Annotated in this window: 23 protein-coding genes and 1 pseudogene; 11 read left to right on the forward strand and 13 right to left on the reverse strand. The window is 60.7% G+C overall.

Annotated elements, in window-relative coordinates:
- Positions 1-60: 60 nt before the first annotated feature.
- From QF010_RS01510 to QF010_RS01535, 6 genes are all read right to left on the reverse strand, one after another.
- Positions 61-582 (reverse strand): cytochrome C, encoded by a 522-nt coding sequence (locus QF010_RS01510; RefSeq protein WP_429509632.1) that lies wholly within the window; start codon positions 580-582, stop codon positions 61-63.
- A gap of 104 nt (positions 583-686) precedes the next feature.
- Entirely contained in the window at positions 687-1,208 is a 522-nt protein-coding gene (locus QF010_RS01515) for a methylamine dehydrogenase light chain (protein ID WP_033062059.1), read from the reverse strand.
- A gap of 19 nt (positions 1,209-1,227) precedes the next feature.
- Entirely contained in the window at positions 1,228-1,848 is a 621-nt protein-coding gene (gene mauD, locus QF010_RS01520) for a methylamine dehydrogenase accessory protein MauD (RefSeq protein WP_429509633.1), read from the reverse strand.
- Positions 1,849-1,851: 3 nt separating this feature from the next.
- On the reverse strand, positions 1,852-2,391 hold the full coding sequence (locus QF010_RS01525) for a MauE/DoxX family redox-associated membrane protein (RefSeq protein WP_429509634.1): 540 nt from the start codon (positions 2,389-2,391) through the stop codon (positions 1,852-1,854).
- 12 nt (positions 2,392-2,403) lie between these two features.
- On the reverse strand, positions 2,404-3,552 hold the full coding sequence (locus QF010_RS01530; protein WP_429532410.1) for an amine dehydrogenase large subunit: 1,149 nt from the start codon (positions 3,550-3,552) through the stop codon (positions 2,404-2,406).
- A gap of 229 nt (positions 3,553-3,781) precedes the next feature.
- Positions 3,782-5,257, reverse strand: a complete 1,476-nt coding sequence (locus QF010_RS01535; RefSeq protein WP_429532411.1) for a sensor histidine kinase — start codon at positions 5,255-5,257, stop codon at positions 3,782-3,784.
- Positions 5,258-5,498: 241 nt separating this feature from the next.
- Here QF010_RS01535 and QF010_RS01540 point away from each other — a divergent pair, with 241 nt between their 5' ends.
- From QF010_RS01540 to feaR, 9 genes are all read left to right on the forward strand, one after another.
- Positions 5,499-6,662, forward strand: a complete 1,164-nt coding sequence (locus QF010_RS01540) for an acyl-CoA dehydrogenase family protein (protein ID WP_429532412.1) — start codon at positions 5,499-5,501, stop codon at positions 6,660-6,662.
- Positions 6,663-6,692: 30 nt separating this feature from the next.
- Positions 6,693-7,064: a hypothetical protein gene (locus tag QF010_RS01545; protein ID WP_033062066.1), complete on the forward strand. Its 372-nt coding sequence runs from the start codon at positions 6,693-6,695 to the stop codon at positions 7,062-7,064.
- 3 nt (positions 7,065-7,067) lie between these two features.
- Positions 7,068-7,538, forward strand: coding sequence for a nuclear transport factor 2 family protein (locus QF010_RS01550; RefSeq protein WP_429532413.1), 471 nt, complete (start codon positions 7,068-7,070; stop codon positions 7,536-7,538).
- Entirely contained in the window at positions 7,535-8,683 is a 1,149-nt protein-coding gene (locus tag QF010_RS01555) for an amidase (protein WP_429532414.1), read from the forward strand. The genes QF010_RS01550 and QF010_RS01555 overlap by 4 nt, the downstream gene beginning before the upstream one ends.
- A gap of 20 nt (positions 8,684-8,703) precedes the next feature.
- On the forward strand, positions 8,704-9,987 hold the full coding sequence (locus tag QF010_RS01560) for an aromatic ring-hydroxylating oxygenase subunit alpha (protein WP_429532415.1): 1,284 nt from the start codon (positions 8,704-8,706) through the stop codon (positions 9,985-9,987).
- Complete coding sequence (locus QF010_RS01565) at positions 9,984-10,484, forward strand: aromatic-ring-hydroxylating dioxygenase subunit beta (protein WP_429532416.1); 501 nt, start codon at positions 9,984-9,986, stop codon at positions 10,482-10,484. Before QF010_RS01560 ends, QF010_RS01565 begins: the two co-directional genes overlap by 4 nt.
- Before the next feature lie 11 nt (positions 10,485-10,495).
- Positions 10,496-11,236, forward strand: coding sequence for an SDR family NAD(P)-dependent oxidoreductase (locus QF010_RS01570; protein WP_429532417.1), 741 nt, complete (start codon positions 10,496-10,498; stop codon positions 11,234-11,236).
- 225 nt (positions 11,237-11,461) lie between these two features.
- The gene (locus tag QF010_RS01575) at positions 11,462-12,412 is read left to right on the forward strand and encodes a PDR/VanB family oxidoreductase (RefSeq protein WP_033062073.1); all 951 of its coding nucleotides are present in this window, start codon (positions 11,462-11,464) and stop codon (positions 12,410-12,412) included.
- A gap of 152 nt (positions 12,413-12,564) precedes the next feature.
- Complete coding sequence (gene feaR / locus QF010_RS01580; protein ID WP_429532418.1) at positions 12,565-13,485, forward strand: transcriptional regulator FeaR; 921 nt, start codon at positions 12,565-12,567, stop codon at positions 13,483-13,485.
- 178 nt (positions 13,486-13,663) lie between these two features.
- Here the strand turns inward: feaR and QF010_RS01585 are convergent, their stop codons facing one another.
- Positions 13,664-14,293: a response regulator transcription factor gene (locus QF010_RS01585; protein ID WP_033062075.1), complete on the reverse strand. Its 630-nt coding sequence runs from the start codon at positions 14,291-14,293 to the stop codon at positions 13,664-13,666.
- A gap of 258 nt (positions 14,294-14,551) precedes the next feature.
- On the opposite strand from QF010_RS01585, the gene hpaC reads away from it, so the two are divergent.
- Positions 14,552-15,064, forward strand: a complete 513-nt coding sequence (gene hpaC / locus QF010_RS01590) for a 4-hydroxyphenylacetate 3-monooxygenase, reductase component (protein WP_033062077.1) — start codon at positions 14,552-14,554, stop codon at positions 15,062-15,064.
- Positions 15,065-15,144: 80 nt separating this feature from the next.
- Here the strand turns inward: hpaC and QF010_RS01595 are convergent, their stop codons facing one another.
- The 6 genes and pseudogenes from QF010_RS01595 to QF010_RS01620 form a co-directional block, all read right to left on the reverse strand.
- Positions 15,145-16,161: a phosphotransferase enzyme family protein gene (locus QF010_RS01595; RefSeq protein ID WP_429532419.1), complete on the reverse strand. Its 1,017-nt coding sequence runs from the start codon at positions 16,159-16,161 to the stop codon at positions 15,145-15,147.
- Between the two features lie 9 nt (positions 16,162-16,170).
- A complete protein-coding gene (locus tag QF010_RS01600) occupies positions 16,171-17,451 on the reverse strand; it encodes an aspartate aminotransferase family protein (protein ID WP_033062079.1) in 1,281 nt (426 codons plus the stop codon).
- Positions 17,444-18,769: an amino acid permease gene (locus QF010_RS01605; RefSeq protein ID WP_033062080.1), complete on the reverse strand. Its 1,326-nt coding sequence runs from the start codon at positions 18,767-18,769 to the stop codon at positions 17,444-17,446. The genes QF010_RS01600 and QF010_RS01605 overlap by 8 nt, the downstream gene beginning before the upstream one ends.
- 183 nt (positions 18,770-18,952) lie before the next feature.
- Positions 18,953-19,717 carry a methyl-accepting chemotaxis protein gene (locus QF010_RS01610; RefSeq protein ID WP_429532464.1) on the reverse strand — a complete coding sequence of 255 codons (765 nt, stop codon included), beginning with the start codon at positions 19,715-19,717 and terminating at the stop codon, positions 18,953-18,955.
- Between the two features lie 90 nt (positions 19,718-19,807).
- Positions 19,808-21,079: pseudogene (locus tag QF010_RS01615) on the reverse strand (methyl-accepting chemotaxis protein); the annotation flags it as partial.
- A 53-nt stretch (positions 21,080-21,132) separates the two neighbouring features.
- Positions 21,133-22,455, reverse strand: coding sequence for an alginate export family protein (locus QF010_RS01620; RefSeq protein WP_429532420.1), 1,323 nt, complete (start codon positions 22,453-22,455; stop codon positions 21,133-21,135).
- 277 nt (positions 22,456-22,732) lie between these two features.
- On the opposite strand from QF010_RS01620, the gene QF010_RS01625 reads away from it, so the two are divergent.
- Positions 22,733-23,122: a c-type cytochrome gene (locus QF010_RS01625; protein ID WP_429532421.1), complete on the forward strand. Its 390-nt coding sequence runs from the start codon at positions 22,733-22,735 to the stop codon at positions 23,120-23,122.
- Positions 23,123-23,130: the final 8 nt, after the last annotated feature.

A 23,130-nucleotide genomic window follows, 5' to 3' on the forward strand; every position in this document is an offset into this window, starting at 1 on the left:
TACAAATGGTGGATGGATTCTTTTTGATTCTTGCCAAAAACCTTTTGCTCTGTGCCGAAATCAGTAACTCATCCCGTCTTCAATCGCAATGCCTTGCGCGCGCATCTCTTTTATCAATTCGGCGCGGGTGCCCGGGAGGTTGAGCATGGCTTTTTGGCGCAGCGCGGAGACTTCTTCGGCGCTGTAAGGCTGGTAGTGCGCGGGGGTGCTTTTGCCAGCCATGCCGTCTTCACGCATTAACCAGTTGAGTAAGTCGGCCAACTGCGCGTTGTTAAGCGCGGACTGTGACATACCGGGCACACGCACGAGAAATTCGCGGCCGCCCGGTACTTTCAGAAAATTGCCGACAAACCCCTGTAGCCGAGGCGTGTCATTGGCGGGGGACCCCATACCATCACCCAGATGGCAACCGGCGCATTGCAGTTGGTAGTTCACGCCAACACCGTAACCCGCCTCGGAAATGGGTTTTTGAAGTTCTTCGTTGCCCGGAGCATGACGCTGCGCCGGGTTGGGAATGGCTCTGGCATAAACGAGCGGGGCGGTCATGACGCAGACAAGACCGAGCAATAGCAACCTACGCATGACAAGCACCTTTTTCTTGTTGTCGGTAACAATGAACAAAAAAAACAGCTCACAAACACAAAAAAAAACCGCCGATTGCGCGAGCAACCGACGGCAAATGCGCGTTAAACCGCGACGCCGCGGATGATCGAAACGGTGCAGTGGTAGATGTGCGATTTAGCGGCCAGGCACCAGTTCACATCGTTGTTGTTGAACGGGCGATAGGCGGGTTCTTCACTGTCGTTACGGGTGCACGCGCACTGGGCGCAGCTTTGCTTACCGCAGCAGTCGTTGTACGAAATGATGTAGTCCTTGCCGTCGGCCGGGTTGCGGCAGGTGCCGATCCAGGTGACTTGCGACGCTTCCGTGCCCGGCGGGCAGGACGTGACCGAGCCCCCGCAGCAGCTGCACAAGAAGCCATCGATGGAGCAATAGCGCCAGTAGTCGCAGCTGTTCGGATCACCCGGGTCGCCGGCTTTCGGGTTATCGGCGGCCAGGGCTTTGCTGGTGCGATCCAGCGGCAACAGCAGGGGCAGCGCAGCACCCGCGACCATCAAGGAACCCATGCGCGCGAGCAGTTTGCGTCGAGAGGTGGTGTCGGCGACACGGCGAGCCGAGCGCTCAAACAACAGATCCAGCAGTTTCATAAAAGTCTCCCTGCCTTAATCAGTGGCTATGGCCGTGGCTGTGGTCGTGCGTGTGAGGTTGGCTGTTCAGGTAGTCCTGCAGCGTGGCGCTTTTCAGGTGCTCGACTTCGAACAGGCTGTCCAGGTGCTCGCGGGAATTGACCAGGCCTTTGGCGCGCAGGGTGCCGGCCTTGTCGATCAGCGCAGCGTAAGGCAGCTTGCCAATCTGATAGGTCATGCCCACTTGCGGGCCGACCACGTAAGTGGCGTCGTCCAGTTTGTGCTCGCGGATCAGCGCTTGCTGAGCGTCCATGTCGCCGTCGCTGATGAACACCACGTCGAGACGATCGGCCTGTTCCCGGGCGATGGATTTAATGGCCGGCAGCAGGGATTTGCAGATCGGGCAGGTCGGCGAGAGGAAGAACAGCAGTTGAGATTTTTCACCGGCATAGCCGAAGTTCACCGGGCGACCGTGACGGTCGGTCGCGGTGACTTGCGGCGCGGGCTCGTTGACGGCCACGCCTTTGTCGACCATCAGCGCACCGGCCGGGGCCAGTCGGCCGTGCAGCACACCAATTTGCCGAACCAGGCCCATGACGACAAACGCCACGGCCAGCAGCAGCATCCAGAGCAGAACGTTGGAAACGATTAAGCCTTCCATTGATCACCTACCAATCAGTTTGAGCAGAAGAGGGGAGTTCGCCAGCAAGCCATCGGCTGCGGCGTAAATGAGCAGCGCGACGCTGCTGGCGGCGACGGTCACAAAGCCGTCGAAAACGTTCAGGTCGCGGACGATGGGCGACACGCTGGCCAGCAGCGCCAGCCCCACCAGTACGCTGTTGCGCAGCAGCAGAATCGGGCGCAGTGGCTGCGCCTGATCCGGGCCGGCACAGCCGCAGTCGATATCCCGACGGCCGCGCCACAGGTTGATGCCAATGGCGGTGGCATACAGCGCGATCAGGCTGGCGGCACTTAGTGCAGCCCATGAACGGCAGGCCGGAACCAGCAGCGCGAAGGCAATCACCAGCTCAAGCACTGGAATCAGCCGGGCGCTCGGGCGCACCAGCGAATCGGGCAGTAGCTGGTAGTCAGCCAGTTGCTTGGCAAAACGTGCCGGCGCCCGCACCTTGTTGGTCGCGGCACTGGCCAGCAACACGGCAATAGCGAGTGCGCTGGCAATGATGAAGATCGGATCTGTGTGCATGGCCGAACCTCGTTAGTAGCTCAGAACCTGAGTCGCCGTTTTCGCGACTTTCGGCATGCTGCCGGTGAGCGTGTTGGTCTTGAGGTCGAAGATCTGCAAGCCGCCTTCCACGTCGGTGCCGAGCAACAGCGGTTTGTCGTCGCCGGTCGCTTGCATGCTCCACACCGGAACCGGTGCTTGCAGGGTCGCCAGTTTCTTGTGGGTCTTGAGGTCAAAGGCCCAGATCAGCGGGCTTGGGTCTTCCCACTTCATGGGTTCGTGGGCGTCGTGCATCAGCACGTACAAACGGTCCAGCTTCGGCGCGACGGCCATCAGCTGCCAACCACCCGGAGCCCAGCCGGCTTTCTTTTCCTCGTCAGTGGTCAACGACCAGGACGGCAGGATTTTTGGCGCTTCACCGGCAAAATCCACCGGCCGCACGGTGCCCGTTGTGGTGGTGAAGTAATAGGTGTCGCCGACGTTCACGGCGCGCTCCACCAGTTTTTCCGCGTTCGGGTCGAAAAACGGCGTGCGGCTGCGCGAGGCTTCCAGGCCTTGCTCATTGAGAGTGACCACCTGCAAGCTGCCGTCGCCACACAGCGAGGCGAAACGGCGGTTGCCGATCGGGTAGTTGAGCACGCAACCCGGAATCGCGATTTCGCTGGTGACGGCCTTGGCTTGGGTATCGACCACGGTCACCGAGGTCGAAGGGGTGAAGTTGTAGACGTAGACGAAACGGTCATCGCCGCTCGGCTTCAGCGAGTAACGCTGGGTCAGGGATTCGGCGCGCTTGGTCGGAATCAACAGCTCCCAGGCCGGCGACAGGGTCGAGCTGTCCCAGGCGGTCAGCACATCGGTACGCGTACCGCGGGTACCACGGGAGTAGAAGATGTCGGCGCTGTAGATCGTCTTGCGGTCATGGCTCAGCGTCGAGGGGGCGGCAAAGCCGGTCGGCACCATGCCGAGGACGCGTTTTTTGTCAGGGTCGACCACGGTGACACGGCCCGCCACGAAACTCTCGAATTCAACATCAATGATGAACGCTCGGTGTGCTTCAGCGGGAAACGCCAAGGTGGTCTGGCCGATCGTGTCAGCGGGCAGATCAGCACTGGCATGATTCAAACCGAGTACCAGCAGGCTGAGACTCAGCCCTGACTGTACGGTGATCCTGGTGGCTCGCATTAGGGGGAACTCCCTGAATTATTGTTCTTGCACATCGCGGGTGCAGTGGCAGATTTTTGCAGTTCGATTCTGCCTCGACGGGAAAACCGAAGAATTGTTGTGGCTGCCAAGTGTTTGTGTGTCTGTGCCAGTCTCATTGAGGATAAAAAAACGCAGCCTTCGGCAGCTCCTGCAGGGGAATGCGGTCCCTGTAGGAGCTGCCGAAGGCTGCGATCTTTTGACGTTGTTTTTAGCGAGCGAGGGGAAGGGAGAAGGTGAAAACGGCGCCGCAGGGCTCGAGGTTTTGCGCCCAGATATCGCCACGGTGACGGCCGATGATGTTTTTGCACAGGGCCAGGCCGATGCCGTTACCGCTGACCTTGGAAGAGAAGAAGCCGTCGAAAAGCTTCTCTTGCGCCTCCGCTTGAATACCGCGACCGCAATCTTCGATGCTCACTAATGCGACCTCTTTGTCGGCGCTGGCATGGATGCGCAGCAGGCGCCGTTCGACGGGCAGATCGCTCATCTCTTCAATCGCATTGAAGGCCAGGTTGAGGATGACCTGGCCGATCAACACTTTCTCGCAACTCACCAGCAGCGGTTCAGGGCTGGTGACAATCTCGACGTTGATCAAGCTTGGGGCGGCGCGCAGGCTGATGAAGTAACGGGTTTCGCGCAGCAGCTCATTGAGGTCGATCAGCTCTTCGGATTGCTCCAGCTTGACCACGTAATCGCGCACGCTTTTGATGATCAACGAGGCATGCTCGATTTGTCGCACGGCGTTTTGCAAACCCCAGGCGACGCCTTGTTCAGTCGTTTCAACGTTGCCCAGGCGAATCACCGCGCCTTCGATGAAGTTGCGGGTGGCGGCCAGTGGCTGACTCAGTTCATGAGCGATGGCCACGGCCATTTCGCCCATCGCGTTGTAGCGCGCCAGGTATTCGAGCTTTTGCTCGCTGACGCGCCGTGCTTCTTCGGCGCGGACTTGCTCGGTGACGTCGCGGAACAGCAGCAGATGGCCGATCAGGTCGTCTTCAATCTCGATATAGCGGCACGTCGCGTCATGCCAGCGCCACTCACCGTCACGCCGCTGCACGTGGTAGTGCACGCTGAAGGGCGCGTGCTCCGGTTGTTCGCTGGCCATCTGGTGCAGCAGGCGCAGGCGCGAAGGCTCGTCGCACCAGGCGAGGAAATTTTCGCCGATCAGCGCGTCTTCTTCGCTATGGAGCAAGTGCGCGCCTGAATCGCTGATAAAACGAATATCACCTTGCGGGCCGAGCACCGCCACGCCCTCGGCCAGGTCCTGCATAAACGCCTTGAGCCGACTTTCGAAACGCTTGAGGTCGCGCTTGACCTTGTCTTCCTTGGAGATGTCACGGAATTGCACCATCAGCACATCGCGGTCATCCAGATTCACCAGGGTCGCGACCGCCTCGGACAGAATTTCCACCCCTTGTTTGGACCGATAACACCACTCGATGGCGCGCTGACCAGTGCGCGCGGCGCCCTCCAGCCAACGCAAACCTACCGAGCGGCGGTACTTCGGCGCGTCGCGGGTCATGTCCGGGGCTTTTAGCGGAGTAAGTTCTTCCAAGGTAAAGCCGAGCGCCTTCAAGGCCGCGGCGTTGGCCCAGAGAATCTCCTTGCTTTGTGCGTCATGAAGAATGATGCACAACGGCATGGCTTCAATGAGGGTGTAAAAGTCGTTCGGTTTAGGCAGATACATCGCGCAACCCTTGGAGGCGGAGAGTTCCACTAGGGGTGAAAGTGGAAGTATGGCGTTTTATACCGTCTTGCGTGTGGGGATGCGCTCAGAGGTAACGGGGGGCGGGCTAGGGGTTTTCTTTAGCCGAGGGGCTGCACGCCCCAATAGTGGCGAGCGGATGCGGTTTTTACACTGAACCCATCAACGGTCGCCACGCCTCCAGGCAGGCTCCGGCTAATAACAAGTAAACGGAGAGAAGCCCATGCTGCGTTCAGCTGTCGCGGAAAAAGACGCTCTGCCAAGCGTTGTCGATAATATCGTCGAGAGTCGGGAATTTCAGCAGGTGCTCGATGAGGTGCGCCAGCGTCGGAACGAATTCGACACCGGCTCCCACGTGCCACGGGACATGATCGAGCGCTTCAAACAGGTGGGCATCTACCGTGCCGCGACGCCGAAATGCTACGGCGGTGACGCCCTGGCACCGGCACAATTTCTACACATGATTGAACGCATCTCCGAAGCCGACGGCTCCGCAGGCTGGGTGGCCAGTTTCGGTAGCGCCGGCGTCTATCTTGCGGCTTTGCCGAAAGAAACCCTGGCCGAGATTTACGCGCAAAGCCCTGATCTGGTGTTCGCCGCTGGCTTGTTCCCGTTGCAGCCCGCCGAGGCAGTAGAGGGTGGATGGCAGGTTAACGGCACCTGGAAATTTGCCAGCGGCTGCAAAGGCGCTGATTTGCTAGGTGTCGGTATCGGCGCTGCCGGCGGCAAGCCGCGTACAGCGGTATTCCCGGCAAGCCAGGTCGAGATCATCGAAAACTGGGATGTGGTCGGTCTCAAAGGCACCGGCAGCCATGACCTGCGCGTCAACGACAAACGCGTCGATGAGCGCTGGACCTTCATTCGTGGTGGTGCCTCAACCGTCGATGAACCGTTGTTCCGCTACCCGTCGATTGCCTACGCCGCGCAAGTGCTGGCGGTGGTCAACCTCGGCCTGGCCCGTGCAGCGCTCGACGAAGTCAGCCGCATGGCCGCCGGCAGTGGCATCACCGGCGCGCCGAAGATGGCCGACCGCGCCTATGTGCGCATCGAGATTGCCAAGGCCGAAGCGCAACTCGCCGCCGCACGCGGCTTCTTCTACGGCGCTACCGAGCAGGTGTGGAACTCGATCCTCGCCGGCAACCCGGTCACCGCCGAACAAACCAGCCTGTTGCGCCTGTCCGCCATTCACGTTTCCCAGGCCGGTGCGGCCGTGGTGCAGAGCGCTTACAGACTGGCCGGGACCACCGCGATTTACTTGCGCCATCCGCTGCAGCGTTACCTGCGCGACTCGATGGTGGTCACCCAGCACGCATTTCTCAGCGAAGGCCTGTACGACGGCGCCGGTTCGGTGTTCCTCGGCGTGCCGCCATTTCCTGGCTACATCTGAATCGTCATCACTTCTTCGAGGATCAATCCCATGTCGCAAGCCACCCAAGAACCCCTGCGCGTCGTCTTTTGCATCGGCATCACCCAGAACTTTTTCGACCTGCCGACCGGCGAAGGCCTGAGCGTGTGGAAAGGCTTCAGCCAGATGATGGGCTCACTCGGCGCCATGCCGGGCATCACCGTGCTTGGCGCGATGGACGATGACCGCTTGATGGTCGGCCCATCCACGACCTCGCCATGGACCGTCTACATCATGGCCGACGTCGATTGCCATCAGTCGGTGATCGACGCCTGCAACCTGTTCCGCACCACGCCGGTGAACGAATACAGCCTGTGGCGCTACGCCAAGGTCGAAGCGCGCATCGGCCGTCCGCTGACCATCCCTGACGCCGCCAAGGTTTAAGCCATGAACGAGGCCTTGCTGCAGCGTCTCGAGACGCTCGAAGGGGAGAGTCAGGTGCGCCGTTTGATGGCGCGCTACATGGACCTGTGCGATGTGCCAAGGGCGGCCACCCATGTCAGCCAGTTGGCGCAGCTGTTCAGTGCCGATGCCATCTGGGAAGGCGTTGGTAGCCAGACCGCGCAGACCTTTGGCCAGCACCGCGGGCGTGACGCCGTGGCGGCGTTTGTGGCCGGTTACTTGCCACCGTCCGAGCACTTTCGCCTGAACCTGCATTACCTCACCAGCGAGTCGATCGTGGTCGACGGCAGCACGGCGCAAGGGCAATGGATCATGCAGCAGATTTGCACCTACGCCGATGGGCGCAGCGAATTGTTCGGCACGCGGCTGAACATCGATTTCCGCTGTGTCGACGGTGTTTGGTTGATCGCGCATTTTCGTACGCAACGCTTGTTCAACACGGAGCTGGGTGCATGAGTACTTTTATCAGCGAGTTCTTACTGGGCGGCAGTGGCAAACGGGTCGCGATCAAAGACTCGATCGACATTGCCGGGCATCCGACACGTTCGGGCAGCCGCGCATTTGCCGATGCCGCGCCCGCAACACGCAACGCCGAAGTGGTGGACGCGATCCTCGACGCCGGTTGGCAGATCGTTGGCAAAACCAACCTGCATGAGCTGGCCTTCGGTGTGACCGGCATTAACGACTGGACCGGCACGCCGATCAATCCGCAAGCACCGGATCGGGTGCCGGGCGGCTCTTCCAGCGGTTCGGCAGCCGCCGTCGCGGCAGGTCTGGCGGAGATTGCCATCGGCACCGACACCGGCGGTTCAGTGCGTGTGCCTGCGGCGTGTTGCGGCATCGCCGGGCTGAAACCGACTTACGGGCGAGTCAGCCGCGTGGGCGCGCATCCGGCAGTGTCCAGCCTCGATTGCGTGGGACCGTTCGCGGCGAACATGGACGACCTGATTGCCGCGATGCAAGTGATCTGTCCCGGCTTCCGGGTTCAAAACCTGCCTTCGAGCAATGTGTCAGTGGGCTTCCTCGACGTCGCCTGCGACCCACATCTGCACGCGTGCCTCGGCGCCGCCACTGACCGTGCGGGTTGGCGTCGCAGTAACGTGCAACTGAGCGAATTCGACGCTGCATTCGCCGCCGGCCTGACCGTCATCAATTTCGAAAACTGGGCCGCGTTTGGCCACCTTACCGGTAAAGGCCTGATCGGCGCGGATGTGGAGCAGCGCCTGTTGGCCGCCAGCCGCACCAACGCCGCTGACCTGGCGGAAGCCGAAAAGGTGCGCGTGCGCTTCAGCCAGCAGGTGGATGCCGCCCTGGAAGAATTCGCGGTACTGCTTCTGCCGACGCTGCCGAGCCTGCCACCCACGCTAAGCGAAGCCCGCAGTGCGAGCAAAGCCGTGGCCGGCATGACGCCGCTGGTAAGACCTTTCAACCTCAGCGGCCATCCCGCACTGACGATACCGGTGGAACTGGATTGCGGCGGGCTGAAAGTCGGCCTGCAAATCGTTGGCCGTAAAGGCCAGGACGAACTCGTCTGCGCCTTCGGTGCGCAGTTGCAACAGAGCATGGCCGGTGAACGGCCCGCCTCTAAAAATAAATCTTGAAAAGCCATGAGGAGGACCGCATGAGCACTCATGAATACCGGCTGATCGCAACGTCGAAAAGCCCTGACGAACTGGTCAAACACGACCGCGTTGACGTCTCGCTGTACAACGATCCGGCGCTGTTCGAAGCGGAGCTGGAAAAGATTTTCTACCGCACCTGGGTGTGGGTCGCCCACGAAAGTGAAGTGCGCAACAGCGGCGACTTCAAGACCGCCACCATCGGCCGTCGCCCGGTGATCGTTGTTCGCGACAAGAAGAACAACATCAACGTCCTGGAAAACCGTTGCCGGCACCGCGGCGCCACTGTGTGTGAAAAGCACAAAGGCAACGCCACCGGTTTCACTTGCCCGTACCACAGTTGGTCGTATGGGCTGGATGGCAAGCTGCGTGCGCTGCCTTATCCGGACGGCTACGAAGGCATTCTGGAAAAGTCCGAACTGCCGCTCACCAGCCTGCGCGTCGAAAGCTACGCCGGCATGGTGTTCGCCAGCTACAACGACGAGATCGAACCGCTGGAAGACTTCCTCGGTGGCGCGAAACACTGGATGGACCTGTTCATGAAGCAGGGCGCCGGTTACCCGATCAAGACCCAGGGCGAACACAAGTTCAGCTTCAAGGGCAACTGGAAGATCCAGCTGGAAAACACCACCGACGGTTACCACTTCCCGATCGTGCACAAGTCGTTCATGTCGTCGGTGGATGAAGAAACTTCGGAAATGCTCTCGTTCATGACCGACGAACAGGCCGTCACCCATTCGCTGGGCAACGGTCACAGCGTGATGGTGATGGTGCCCGAGCACGTCGACCTGGATCACGACGACGGCACCGAACAGTTGCAGGAGCGCTTCGCTCACGTCACTGAAGAACTGTCGAAAACCATGGAGCCTGCGCAAGTCCGTCGCATCGTCCGCTCGCTGCACGGCGCCGGTTTCAACCTCAACCTGTTCCCCAACGTCGCGATGTCGATGTCGTTCTTCCGCGTGCTGCGCCCGGTCTCGGTCACTGAAACCGAAATCCGCCACGTCGCACTCGGCATGGACGGCGGCCCGGAGATCGCCAACCGCGAACGGATGCGCATTCACGAACACTTCCAGGGCCCGTTCGGTTTCGGCAGCCCGGACGATGCCGAGGCCTGGGACCGTGTGCAGCGCGGTTCGTACGCCGGTGTCGACGCGCCGATCCTGGTCAACCGTGGCCTCAATCGCGAAATCATTGCCGACAACGGCGACAAGGTTTCCCACGCCACCGACGAGGGCGGCATGCGCGGTGCCTACGACATGTGGAAAAGGATGATGAGCCAATGAGCAATCACGACACCCTGAATGGTTTTTCCGGTCCGTTGGCCCAGGCCATCGAATTCATCTGGCGCGAAGCCGAACTGCTCGACCACAAGAATTACGCCGAATGGGCGACCCTGTGGAGCGACAGCGGTAAGTACATCGTGCCGATCGACCCGGGCACCGAAGACTTTGAAGCCACCCTCAACTACGCCTACGACGATGCGCGCATGCGTGACTTGCGCATCGAACGCCTGACCGCCGGCTACTCGCCGTCGGCAGTGGACGCGGCAAAAACCGTGCGCAGTATTTCGCGGTTTCGCTTGGTGGAAGCGGCGGGCGACCTCGTTGAAGTCAATTCCGCGCAGCTGCTGTATGCCTACAAACGCGGCGTGCACACGCCGTTCGTGGCCGATCTGAACCACCGCATTCGCTTCACTGACGGAGTGGCGACGTTGGAACGCAAGGTCGTGCGCCTGATCAATTCGACCGACAGCCTGAGCGCGCTCGGCTTCCTGCTATGAGGGCCACCACCATGAACCGAGTAGCCCTGGTGACCGGCGCCTCGCGCGGACTTGGCGAATGCATCGCCCGTCGCTTGCACGCGGCGGGGTATCGCGTTGCCCTGGCCGATGTGCGCCTCGACGGCGTACAGCATCTGGCTTCGGAGTTGGATGGCAGCGGCGCGAGTGCCATCGCCATTGAGCTGGATGTGCGCAACAAGGCGGATTTTGTCCGGGCTCGCGACTTGCTCGCCGAGCGTTGGGGCGGCACCGACATTCTGGTGAACAACGCCGGCGTGTCGAAAGTCGCGGCGCTGATGGACATCACCCCGGAGGAGTTCGACGAGTCGATGGCGATCAACCTGCGCGGCACGTTTGTCGCGTGCCAGGTGTTCGGCGCGCATTTCGCCGAGCGCGGTTTTGGCCGCATCGTCAACATCGCTTCCCTGGCCGGGCAAAACGGCGGCACCGCCACTGGTGCGCACTACGCCGCGGCCAAGGGTGGCGTCGCGACGCTGACCAAAGTCTTCGCCCGCGAACTGGCCCCGCAAGGTGTGACCGTCAACAGCATTTCGCCAGGGCCGCTGGACTTGCCGGTGGTGCGCGAAACCGTGGCTCCGGAGCGCCTGGAGCAGATTCTGAAAATGATCCCGGCAGGCACCCTCGGGGCGCCCGAGTACATCGCCGACAGCGTCTTGCTGTTGATCGCCGACCACGCCAGCTCCGTAACCGGTGCGTGCTGGGACATCAACGGCGGCTTGTTCATGCGCTGACATTTGTCACGACGCGAACAAGTAGCAGCTGTCGAGCCTGCGAGGCTGCGTTCGGCTGCGCAGCAGTCGTGAAGTCAGGCGGTGCGGTGGATCAGTAAGACCGCGCACTCAGGTTTTACGACTGCTGCGCAGCCGAACGCAGCCTCGCAAGCTCGACAGCTGCTACAGGCGAACGCGGCGGCTCCAGGGTTGCTCATTAACCAAAAACGTATTTCAGGTGATGCAATGATGAAGGTGAAAATCCAAAGGATCGTCGACGAAGCGCTGGATATCCGCTCCTTTCGCCTCGTGCGCAGTGATGGCCAGCCGCTCGACACCTATGAACCGGGAGCTCATGTTGACCTCACCGGGCCGACCGGGGTTACCCGCCAGTATTCTCTGTGCAGCCCGCCGCACGATCGCCGTGCGTATCTGGTGGCGGTGAAGAAGGAGGCGCAGTCGCGTGGTGGCTCATTGGCGCTGCATGAGCAGGTGCAAGAGGGCATGGAGCTGGAAATGGGTGCACCGCGCAACCTGTTTCGCCTCGACCCGACGGCGACCGAGCATGTGCTGTTCGCTGCCGGCATCGGTGTGACGCCGCTGCTGAGCATGGCCTATCGGCTGGCGGAAAGCGGCCAGTCCTGGCGCCTGCATTATTTCGCTCGCTCACCAGAGTACGCCGCGTTTGCCGAGCTACTGGCGAGCACCTTTGCCGGTCACGTGCAATTCCACTACGGCGTCGAACCGGGTGATCTGGAGGCGGCGTTGAGTGAATGCCTGAACCAGGCGGGACTTGCAGCGCATGTGTACACCTGCGGCCCGGCACCGTTCATGAACAAAGTGGTGGAAGTGGCTGCGCGCAGCCGATCCGACGACGCGATTCACCTCGAACACTTCGCCGCCGACCCTGCCGCCAATGCCGGCCCGAGTGGAGGATTCGAAGTGGAGCTGGCCAGCTCCGGCGTGGTCCTTCAGGTCCCGGCCAATACCAGCCTGATCGATGTGCTGCAGGCCCACGGCTGTGATATCGACACCGAATGCCGCGAAGGTATCTGCGGTACCTGCATAGTGGAGGTCCTGGAAGGTGTACCAGAGCACCGCGACAACTGTTTGTCGAACAAAGAGAAGGCAGCCAACAAGCAGATTTGCGCCTGCGTTTCGCGAGCACTTTCCGCTCGTCTGGTATTGGACATTTAACCAGAGGGAACGCTGGCAAGCTAACGCCGGAGCCTGTTGAATGGGGGCCGGCGGCCGTCGAAGGAGGTGACGACCCAGTACGAAACATTTGCCGAACCGCTCGACGAAGCGGTCGAAAAATAACAATAAAATACGCGTGAGGCTTTGCAGTGATGATGACTTCTTCGGCGGTTCGCAATGAGGCGTTCGAAAACTGGCTGAGCCAGGTCAACCAGGCCTGTGGGCGTTTCGATGCCCGAGCGCTGGATTCGGATTTTTACGGTGAGCTGGCGGAGTTTCGCAGCGGCGCCATCAACCTCAGTGTCGTCGACATGGCGCACGTTCATCTGTATCGCACCAGCAAAGACGTCAGCATCAGCAGCGACGGCCACTACTACGCGGTATTCCAGATGCGCGGCAGCTCGCAGCTGGAGCAGGGCGACAACCGCGCTCAGCTGGGCACCGGCGACATCGCCCTGATCGATGCCTGCCGCCCGAGCGACATGACCTACAACGATGATTCCCGACAGTTGTCACTGATCCTGCCGCGTCAGGTGGTGGAGCGTGGCTCGCATTTCAATGCCGTCAACTGCGCCACGCGCATTGCGGCTAACACGCCTTTGGCCGCGATGGCCAATAAGCTGGTGCTGGACACCCGACAGCAGGAAGGCCTGGACATGCAGGAAAGCGAAGCCGTGCTCGACGCCCTGGTGAGCCTGCTCTTGCCGGGGATCAGCGCCCGTGACAGCGGCGGCGATGCCCATGAGCGGCAGTTCCGCAAGATCATCGCCTACATCGACGAACACCTCAGTGTCGAAGAACTGTGCCCCGAGCTGATTGCCCGTGAGGTAGGGATTTCGGTGCGTGGCCTGTACCGGATGTTCTCCAAGCGCGGCCTGGTGGTGGCGCAATACATCAAGCACCGACGCCTGGATTTCTGTGCGGAAAACCTGCGCCGCGCGCACGTCGAGCAGAAGCTCTCGGCGCTGTGCTACGCCTGGGGATTCTCCGACTCCAGTTACTTCTCGTCGGCATTCAAATCGCGTTTTGGCGTGTCGCCGGGCGCGTATCGCAAGCGTTACAGCCAGAACTGAGGCAACACCGCGAACTCCGTAGCAGCTGCCGAGCCTGCGAGGCTGCGTTCGGCTGCGCAGCAGTCGTAAACGCTGAGTACGCGGTCTTCCAGAAAACCCCCATCGCCTGATTTTACGACTGCTTCGCAGCCGAACGCAGCCTCGCAGGCTCGACAGCTGCTACGGGGTGATGTGGTTATCAGTGCCGCGCCGTCTCATCGACCGGCAGGTGCAGCACTTCGCGCACCAGCATCGCAATGCTGGTCACGCCCATCTTTTCCTTGATCTTGGTCCGGTGCACGTCCACGGTTTTGACGCTGATGTTCAACTCGCGGGCAATGACCTTGCTGGCTTTGCCGTCGATCACCAGCATCAACACTTCGCGTTCGCGGCTGGTGAGCAACTTAAGCTTGCTTTGCAGATGCTGGCGTTGCTCCTGATCGGCCTGGGCATGCACGGCAACTTTCAGCGCCGCCTGGATTCGGTCGATCATTTGCTGCGGGTTGTAGGGCTTCTCAACGAAGTCCAGTGCGCCGTTCTTCATCGCTGTCACGGACATCGGAATGTCGCCATGGGCGGACACGAAGATGGTCGGCAAGGTGCTGCCGCGCTGGTTGAGTATTTCCTGCAGCTGAAAACCGCTGGTCTCCGGCATGCGCACGTCCAGCACCAGACACGCCGGCTGCTTGGGGTCGTATTGGCTGAGGAATTCTTCAGCGCCTGCAAAGCACTGCGCTTGCACGCTGACCGACTCCAGCAACCAGGCCAGCGAGGTGCGCAGGTCTTTGTCGTCATCAACGATATAAACAATCGGTTTGCGGATTTCCATCAGGGACTGCCACGAAAATTTCTAATTATTGTTTTCGCACGCGTGCACGCTGCGGCGGATATCGGCTCATCAAGGAGCTCAGTAGCAGAATACCCACTGCGACTGGCCTTGACGATAAAGAAACCACCTAGTCGACTAGCGGAAAGCCAACCTCGGCATGGGGATGGTCAGGATAGTCGTGCAGCGTGTCGGACCTTAGTCTTGTTCCATCACCTACGGACCGCACACTGGCGGTCCTTCTGAAGGAGGGGCAACGACATGGCCGACCTGAGCCAGCATCAAATAGACTTTCGCAACGCCATGGCGCAGTTGCCTGCTGCAGTAAACATCATCACCACCAATGGCCCTGGCGGGCGCTGCGGCATTACCGCCAGCGCGGTGTGTTCGGTGACTGATTCGCCACCCACCGTGCTGGTCTGCGTCAACCGTGGCAGTGCGACACACGATGTGTTCCGTACCAATGGCCGTCTGTGCATCAACGTCCTGTGTGGCGAGCAGGAAGAGTTGGCCCGACACTTTGCCGGCATGACCCAGGTGCCGATGGCAGAGCGTTTTGCCTGGGATTTGTGGGACGGTGGCGAGACGGGCGTGCCGGTGCTGCGCGATGCGCTGGTGCAGCTCGAAGGGCGGATCAGCGAGTGCAAGGAAGTCGGTTCGCATTCGGTGATGTTTGTCGAACTGTCGAAGGTCGGTGTGCGCGGGGAAGGTGACAGTCTGGTGTATTTCAACCGGTTGTTTCATCGGCTTGAGCATGCCGGTGCGGTGTGCTGAAACCGTCTTGATTAAAAGCGTCTAGCGTAACTGTGGCGAGGGAGCTTGCTCCCTCGCCACACACGCTCTGGCGTTTGCCGCTACTGTTGCAAATACTCCCGCGCCAATCGACACGCCCGATCAATCAACATCGGCGCCATCTCAATCGCCGTCGGCGTGCCTTTACGGGTATGAATCCAGCCCAGGTACGTCGTGCCACGCAGCAGCAGAAACAGCGCCAGCGTCTCTCGATCAGCCGCAGTCAGTGGTTTGATCGCGTCATAACCAGCAAACAGTGCCGTTTTGATTTGCTCATAACGCGGGTCGTCCAGGCTGAAGTACAGCGCGGTGGCGAGCTCAAACATGTGCCAGCCGAACCCGGCATCGTCGAAGTCGATCAGGCGCAGGTTGGCACCTTCGATCAGCAAATTCTCGGGCACCAGGTCGGCGTGGATCATCCCGAAGTTGTCCAGATGCCGACCATATTGGCGCAGGTCGCAGCGTGCGCGGCGACGGGCCTGTTGCAACAGTTCACGTTGTTCTTCATTGAGTTGTTCCAGGTCCCAGAAACGTCCCCAGAACGGGTTGGCACCAATCAAACCTTCTTCATCCCAGGCGTGCCGGACAAACTCGTCCGGCTGCTGCCACTCGGCTGTATGCAAATGAATGCGCGCGGCAATCGCGCCTGCTTCGGCAAACAGAAAGTCGATTTCGGTATCCGCCTGTACACCGGCTGACGAGGTGCCCGCCGTCGCGCCGGGCAGCCAGGCGAGCATGTCGACATGGCGCGGTTCGCCGATGTCGGCATGGAGCACTTCGATCAGATGGCGCTCGTTCCGGGCCCGGATTATCTGCGGCACGGTGATGCCGGCCGTGGCCAGCGCCTCCATCCATTGCAGCTCGGAACGCAGCGCCGCCTCGCCGTGATAGCCGTTGCGATGGATGCGCAGGGCGACCCGTTGGCCGTCCTCACGGCGTGCCGAGAACACCGCGTTCTCGCGGAATTTCACCAGTTCAACCTCGGCAAAGGTGCCCTCCCAGTGTTGCAGGGCGTGGCGCGCTAGGTCATGCAGTTTGGCGACTTGCTGGTCGTGGCTCAGGGTATGGAAATCATTCATGGCGAGGCCTCAGATAGCACACAGGGCGATGTCTAGCGTGTCGACGAAAAGGTCGGCGTGGTCGCGGTTGAACACCAGCGGCGGCCGCAGTTTGAGAATGTTGTCGCCCGCGCCGATCTTGCTGATCAGCACGCCAAGTTCGCGCATATGGTTGACCACCTTGCGCGCTTCCAGCCCGGCGGGTTCTTTGCTGGTGTGGTCACGCACCAGTTCCAGGGCGAAGAACAGGCCCTTGCCGCGTACATCGCCAATGATCGAATGCTTGCTGGCGAGTACTTGCAGACGCTGCTGCACATAAGCGCCCACGGTGTGCGCATTGCGCAGCAGCTGTTGATCTTCAATCACATCGAGCACGGCCATGCCGACCGCTGCCGCCACGGGCGAACCGCCAAACGTGTTGAAGTACATGGCGCTGCGCCCGAACGACTCGACCAGTGCCTTGCTGGTGATCAAACCGGCTAACGGATAACCGTTCCCCATTGGCTTGCCGAGGGTGACGATGTCCGGCACCACTGCGTGGGCCTGATGCCCCCACAGATGTTCTCCGGTGCGAGCAAACCCGGATTGCACTTCATCGGCAATGAATAAACCGCCCGCCGCGCGGATCAGTTCAGCGGCTTTGTTAACGAAACCGGCCGGCACCCGTGGCAAGCCTTCGTTGGCAAACAGGGTGTCGATCAGCAATGCCGCCGGGCGAATGCCCTGAGCCTGCAGCGAGGCGATGGCCGCTGCAATGTTCGCGGCATAGTGCTCCGTCAGTTGCGCCTCGGTGGTCCCGGCGGGTGCCCGGTACAGGCAAGGAATGGGGACCGCGCGGGCATGTGTGGCGAACGGTTCCGGCGACGGCAGTGCGGTGGTGACTTCGGCCAAGGACGCGGAGTTACCGTGGTAGTTGTAATCGCTGACGATGATGCCGGTGCCACCGCTGGCGAAACGTGCCAGGCGTAGCGCCAGTTCGTTGGCTTCGCTGCCGGTGCAGGTGAACATTGCGGTGTCGAGCGGCTCGGCGAAGGTGGCCGTCAGGCGCTCGGCGTAGCGCACGACGTGTTCATCGAGGTAGCGCGTGTGGATGTTCAGCGTCATGGCCTGGCGGTGCATCGCCTCCACCACGTGAGGGTTGCAGTGACCGACGCAGGGCACGTTGTTATAGACGTCGAGGTAGCGCCGACCGTCAACGTCAAACAGCCAGACACCTTCACCGCGCACCAGGTGCAACGGCTTGTCGTAGAACAACGGTGAGGCGCTGCCGAGTACGCGGTGGCGGCGCTGCAAAAGTGTGTCTTCAGGCATGTTCTTGAACCTCGAGTACGGTGGTGCGGCCTTGCAGTCGGGCACGCAGCAGGAAGTTGAAAATACACAGGGCGAATGTCACCGCGAGGGCGATCAGCATCAGTTGGTCAAGTTGGAAGCAAGCTGCGATCACCACCAGCGTCAGCGCCAGGCCTAGCCAGGCAATCACCTTGCCAGCCGCCAGACGGAACGGACGCGGCAGATCCGGTTGGCTGCTTTTAATGCGCAGATAGGCGCCGAAAATGAACAGGTAGCAAACGTTGAGCAGCAGCACGACCGCGAGCATCACAGTCGCCGGTTCGACCGCTGACATCGGCAGGCCGATCACACTAATCAACAGCAGCGCCGAGAAGGGAGTGCCGCGCTTGCCGGTTTTCCCCAGCCACTGGGGGAACAAGCCATCGCGGGCCATGGCGAACAGCTGCCGGGAGGCGGCGTACACCAACGAGAAGAACGTAGCGATCAGCCCGAACACCGCGCCGCAGCCAATTACCTTTGCCAACCACGAGGCTTCGCCGTAGGCGTTGGTGCTGGTCATCGCGGCGTACAGCGGATCACCGGCCGACCCCACCAGCTCGACGCCGCCCGCGCCAGGTGCGCAGACCAAAACAACCAGCGCCGTCACCAGCAAAGTGCCGATGGCCGCAAGAATGCCGCGCGGCATGCTGCGACCAGGATTATTCGCTTCTTCGGCAGCCGAGCCGATTTGCTCAACGGTAATGAACAACCAGATGGCGAACGGAACACAGGCGAAGATGCCGCCGAAACTGATCGCGGGCGCTGCGTTGGCAGAAGGCATCTTCAGCAGGTTGGTCAGCTCGACATGCGGCGCCATGGCCACACCAAAGGTGAGCAGGGCGACGACCGCGATGACGCCAGCGATCATGGTCAACCCCATGGCTTCACCGACGCCGCGCAGGTGGATGCCGATAATGACCGCGAACAAAGCGATTTTTACCGGCCAGCCGCCGAGACCGAAAATCGACTCGGTATAAGCGCAAATGAAGGTCGCCGCCGCGCCAGTGCTGATGGTCAGTGCCACCGCACACGCCACACCCACCAGGTACCCCACGAAGGGGCCGAACGCGCTTTGTGCATAGACGAACACGCCGCCGGCACTTGGCAGCGCGGTCGACAGTTCTGCTACGCATAACGCCAGACCGCCACAGAGCAAGGCCATCAACAATGTGGCGATCAGCATGTTCAGCCAGCCGCCCGCCATCAGCCCGAAATTCCAGCCGGAAAACTGCCCGGCCACCACCAACGCAATTCCGAGGCCGGCGATTTTTGGCCAGCCCAACGCATTTTTCTTAAGCACAGAAGTCTCCTGCGACCCGAAGGTCGATTTATTGTTTTTGGGGGTAGAAGAGGTCGGTTTTGATACTACGCGCGGCGGGCGGCGTGGCTTGTTTGCGCGCATGCCATCTGGTTGCGTGTGGGTGCCAGATTTGGCGTGATTGCTGACACACCGCGATATCGGTGTGTCAGGCAACATCGTTTTTCAGATACGAAAACTCCCCACCAACTGATTAAGCCGATCAGCCTGCCGCTCCAGCTCTGTGCAGGCCTGCAACGTCGAATGCAGGTTTTCCACCCCTTGCTGATTCAGTGTGTTGATTTCTGTTATGTCCACGTTCAAAGCCTCGACCACTGCGGTCTGTTCTTCAGTCGCAGCCGCAACGGACTGGTTAACGTTGTCGATCTCACCGATGCGCTGGGTCACGCTGCCCAACCGTTTACCGGCAAGGTTGGCGATGTTGACGCTTTCCTCGCTGTGCTGCTGGCTCTCGGTCATGGTGGTGACCGAGTCGCGCGCGCCCACTTGCAGCGCTTCGATCATCTGTTGGATCTCCAGCGCCGACGTTTGGGTGCGCCCGGCCAGGCTGCGCACTTCGTCGGCGACCACCGCGAAACCTCGACCTGCTTCACCCGCGCGCGCCGCTTCGATGGCCGCGTTGAGGGCCAGCAGATTGGTCTGTTGAGAGATGCCCTTGATCACTTCAAGGATCTGCCCGATGTTCACGGTTTTGTCGTTCAACACTTCAATATTGACGCACGACGCGCTGATTTTTCCGGACAGTTCGTTCATCACCTGAATCGTGCGCTCCACCACCTGACGCCCGTCTTCGGCTTGTTGCCGTGCGGCAGAGGCCTGCTGTGAGGCATTGGACGCATTACTCGCTATTTCCTGTGCGGCGGCACCCAGCTCGTTGATGGCGGCGGCGACGCTGTGGGTGCGGGTCGATTGTTCGTCGAAGTTGCTCATCGACGAGTTGGAGGCCAGCAGCACGCGCTTGGCCACTTCATTCACCCCGAGCGCCGCCGAAGACACCTCGCGGATCGACTGGTGAATACGCTCGACAAAGCGGTTGAAGGCGGTCGCCAGTTGGCCGATCTCATCCCGCGATTGCACCTCAAGGCGCCGGGTCAAGTCGCCTTCGCCCAGGGAGATATCTTCCATGACCCGGGTCAACACTTGCAGCGGCCGGGTGATACGAAACGCCGTGTACCAGATCAACAGCAAGCCGAGCAGGGCGGAGCCGCCACCCAACAGCAGTTCCAGCGCGGTGCTTTGCACACCTTGCGCATCGAGTTCTTTTTGCAGCGTGGTGACCGGTGCCAGTAGCACCTCCTGCGGCACACCCACCAGCACCCCCCATGGCGCAGCGCCGGCAATCGGTGCCAGCGGCTCGAGCACCTTGATTTGCTGCTGATCGACAAACACTGTCGGTCGTCCTTGACGCAACGCGTCCATGACGTCGGGACTGTCCAACGGTTGGCCGAGGCGACTGACGTCCTGGCTGTTGGCCGAAATCACCCCGTGCGGGCTGACGATGCTGATCTGGCCGTTGCCGTCGAACAGTTGATGCGCGCTGGCTTCGCTGTTTTGTTGCAGGGCGGCGAGGTTGATGTCGAGGCCGACCACGGCGATGACTTTGTCATTGTCCATCAGCGGGAAAGCGATGCTGGTGACCAGTTTGCGGCTGCCGGACGCCTCATCGAAATAGGGCTCCAGCACGCAGACCTGACGGGTATCGCGGGCGCAGGTGTAGAAAGCGTTATACGGCGCGCCGCTGGGACCGGGAGAGGTGTTGGCGAGTAGCGATTCGTCGCCGATCACCGCTTGCAGTTCGCCGGGTTTGCTTTGTACCCAATAGAGGGAAAAACGGCCGGTCTCGTTGCTGCCCGTGGCGGCCTGGTCGACGAAACTGGCGTCGGCGCCGTCCAGTGCGTCGGGCTCGAAAATGACATAAAGCCCGAGCAGGTCGGGCTTGTCGATCAGGGCCTGGTGAAGCTGTGTACTCAGCTCCTGCCGCAGTTGTTGGCGGGTCAGACTACCCTGGTGTTGCAGTTGCCTGAGGTAGAGCAAATAGCGCGATAACCCTTGGCCGAATTCGTGCGTCTGCATGAAGGTTCGTTGCACCTGCATGGCCTGCACTTTGCCTAACGCTTGCATGTGTTCTTTGGCAGCATCGGCCAGCATCTCGCTGCTGGCGCGAGCCACTTGCTGGCTGCTTTGATGCGTTTGATAGAGCGACAAGCCCATCAGCAAACCCACCACCAACAGCAGGCAAAGGCCGGCAAGCAGAGTGATCTTGCTCTGGATCGTCAGGAATTTTTTGTGCATTGGAAAGGCCTTTTTCCATAGGGGCAGTGGATGCGCCACTGCCCCGGTCTGGCTTAGAACGTGGTGGCAAACACCACTTGGCTGTAGAGGTTTTTGTCGTTGCTGCCTAGCTGGGTGCCACCCTGTTCGGCGCTCTTGTCCGGTTGGTACAGACCGATCAGCGGCATCACGGTCAGGTGCTCGTTGACGTGCCATTCGGCATACAGATCGACTTCGTGGCCATCGGTATTGCCCAGGCTGCGGTCGATGGTGTCGTAGTTGAAATACATCGCGCCCACCGTCAGGTTTTCCAGTGGCGAGACTTTCAGTGTGACGTTCTGGATGCGCGAGTTGGTGTTGAACGGGCCTGCGTAGTTACCGGCGACTTCACCCTGGAACCAGGTGCCGAAACCGCGGCTGAAACCGTAGAACAGGGTGTCATAGCCTTCCGAGAACCGGCTGTAGCGGTAGCTGACATACGGCGTCCAGGCGACGTCGGCAAAGGTCCAGCCGGCTTCCAGGTACCAGGCATCTTCGGTGGCGGTGTGGGGTTTGTCCTGCTTGGCGTATTCGCCGGAGAGGAACAGGTTTTTCACCCCGGCGTTGCCTGTCGCACGCAAGCTGTAGGTCTTCATGCCGTCGCGTTCAAGTTGCGCAGGGGAGGCGAATTGCTCGTCGACATCGGTGCTGTCGATGTAGGTCAAACCGACCGTGCCGGCTTCAGCGACGTGTTCAAGCGTGCCGACGTACATTTCGGTCTTGGCCTGGGCGCGATTGTCTGATTTCAACCACATCAGGTCGCCGCGCCAGCCTTCCTTGCCGCCCAGACGCAACACGGCGGTCTCGTCGAACGCTTTGCGCGCGGCCAGCCAGTAGGCGCCGCCACGGTTGAATTCGCCGTCGGCCAGGCCTTTGCCCAAGTTGAGCGCGTCGCCATTAATCAGGAAACCGTCACCGACCACAATGTTCTGGCGGCCGAAGGACAGGTCCACACCGTCCTCACCGAGCACGTCAAAGAGCTTGCCCGAGCGCCAGCCGAGGTAGGCGTCTTCGAACTTGGTGGTGCGTTCCGAACCGTCGCTGAAGCCCGCGGCATCGCCGTCGCCCCAGGTGCCGGAACTGAGCAGGTTCGCCGCGCCATACGCGGTGCCCACACCGGCGAGGCCTTTGTCGAAGCTCAGGCCATATTTGATGTAGCCCTCGCGCCACGACGACGAACCTTGGTCAAGGCGGCCGGACAACGCGTAATTTTCCTGGCTGTGGAAAATACCGAATACCGCTTCCAGGGTAGCGTTCAGGTGACTGTCATCATCGGCATAGAGTTCGTAGGCGCCAGCCTGGCCGGCACTGATCATCAGGGCGAGAGTCGAGAGACGAAGCAAGGGGGACTTGAGCATGTGTGGCATCCGTTCTTGTTCTTGAGCGCAGGTTTGCGGTCTTTTTCGATACTACGGCCCGGAACTTTTTCGCCCTTTTGTGTGGTTGCCAAAGAGTTGGCTGTGCTTGCCAGATTGGCCCGTTTGGCAGCCCCACCAACACGACTGGCACGCAGGACAAAACCTGCGTGCCTGCGACCATCGACAATCCGTACCAACCCCACCGATGCGGCGCTGTATCGGTACTTTCAGTGTTGGCGCTCGTCTGACGAGCGCGCGGATTCCAAGGTCGTTTCCTATGTTTACCTCCCTGCGATTGCCTCTTATCGGCTTGCTCTCCTTCACCCTGGCGCACACCGCGCTGGCTGCCGAGTGCAACTCAAACCAGGACCGTGGCGCCCAGGTCTTCGCCAATGAATGCGGTGTGTGTCATTCGGTGAACAAGGGAGTGGCGGGGATGATGGGGCCTAACCTGGCGGGTGTGGTCGGGCGTAAATCCGGTTCGCTGGAAGGCTTCAACTACTCCCAGGCCATGCGCAGCAAAGACATCAATTGGCAAGCCGAGAACATCGCGCAACTCATCGCTCAACCCCAGGCCTTTGTGCCGGGGACCTATATGCCCTACATGGGGCTGGCCTCTGCAGACGATCGTCAGGCGGTCGTGTGTTTCCTCAAAGAACAACAGTAATCAGCCGG

Origin of the sequence: Pseudomonas silensiensis (genome assembly GCF_050434865.1) — a bacterium.
Taxonomy (GTDB): domain Bacteria; phylum Pseudomonadota; class Gammaproteobacteria; order Pseudomonadales; family Pseudomonadaceae; genus Aquipseudomonas; species Aquipseudomonas fluorescens_W.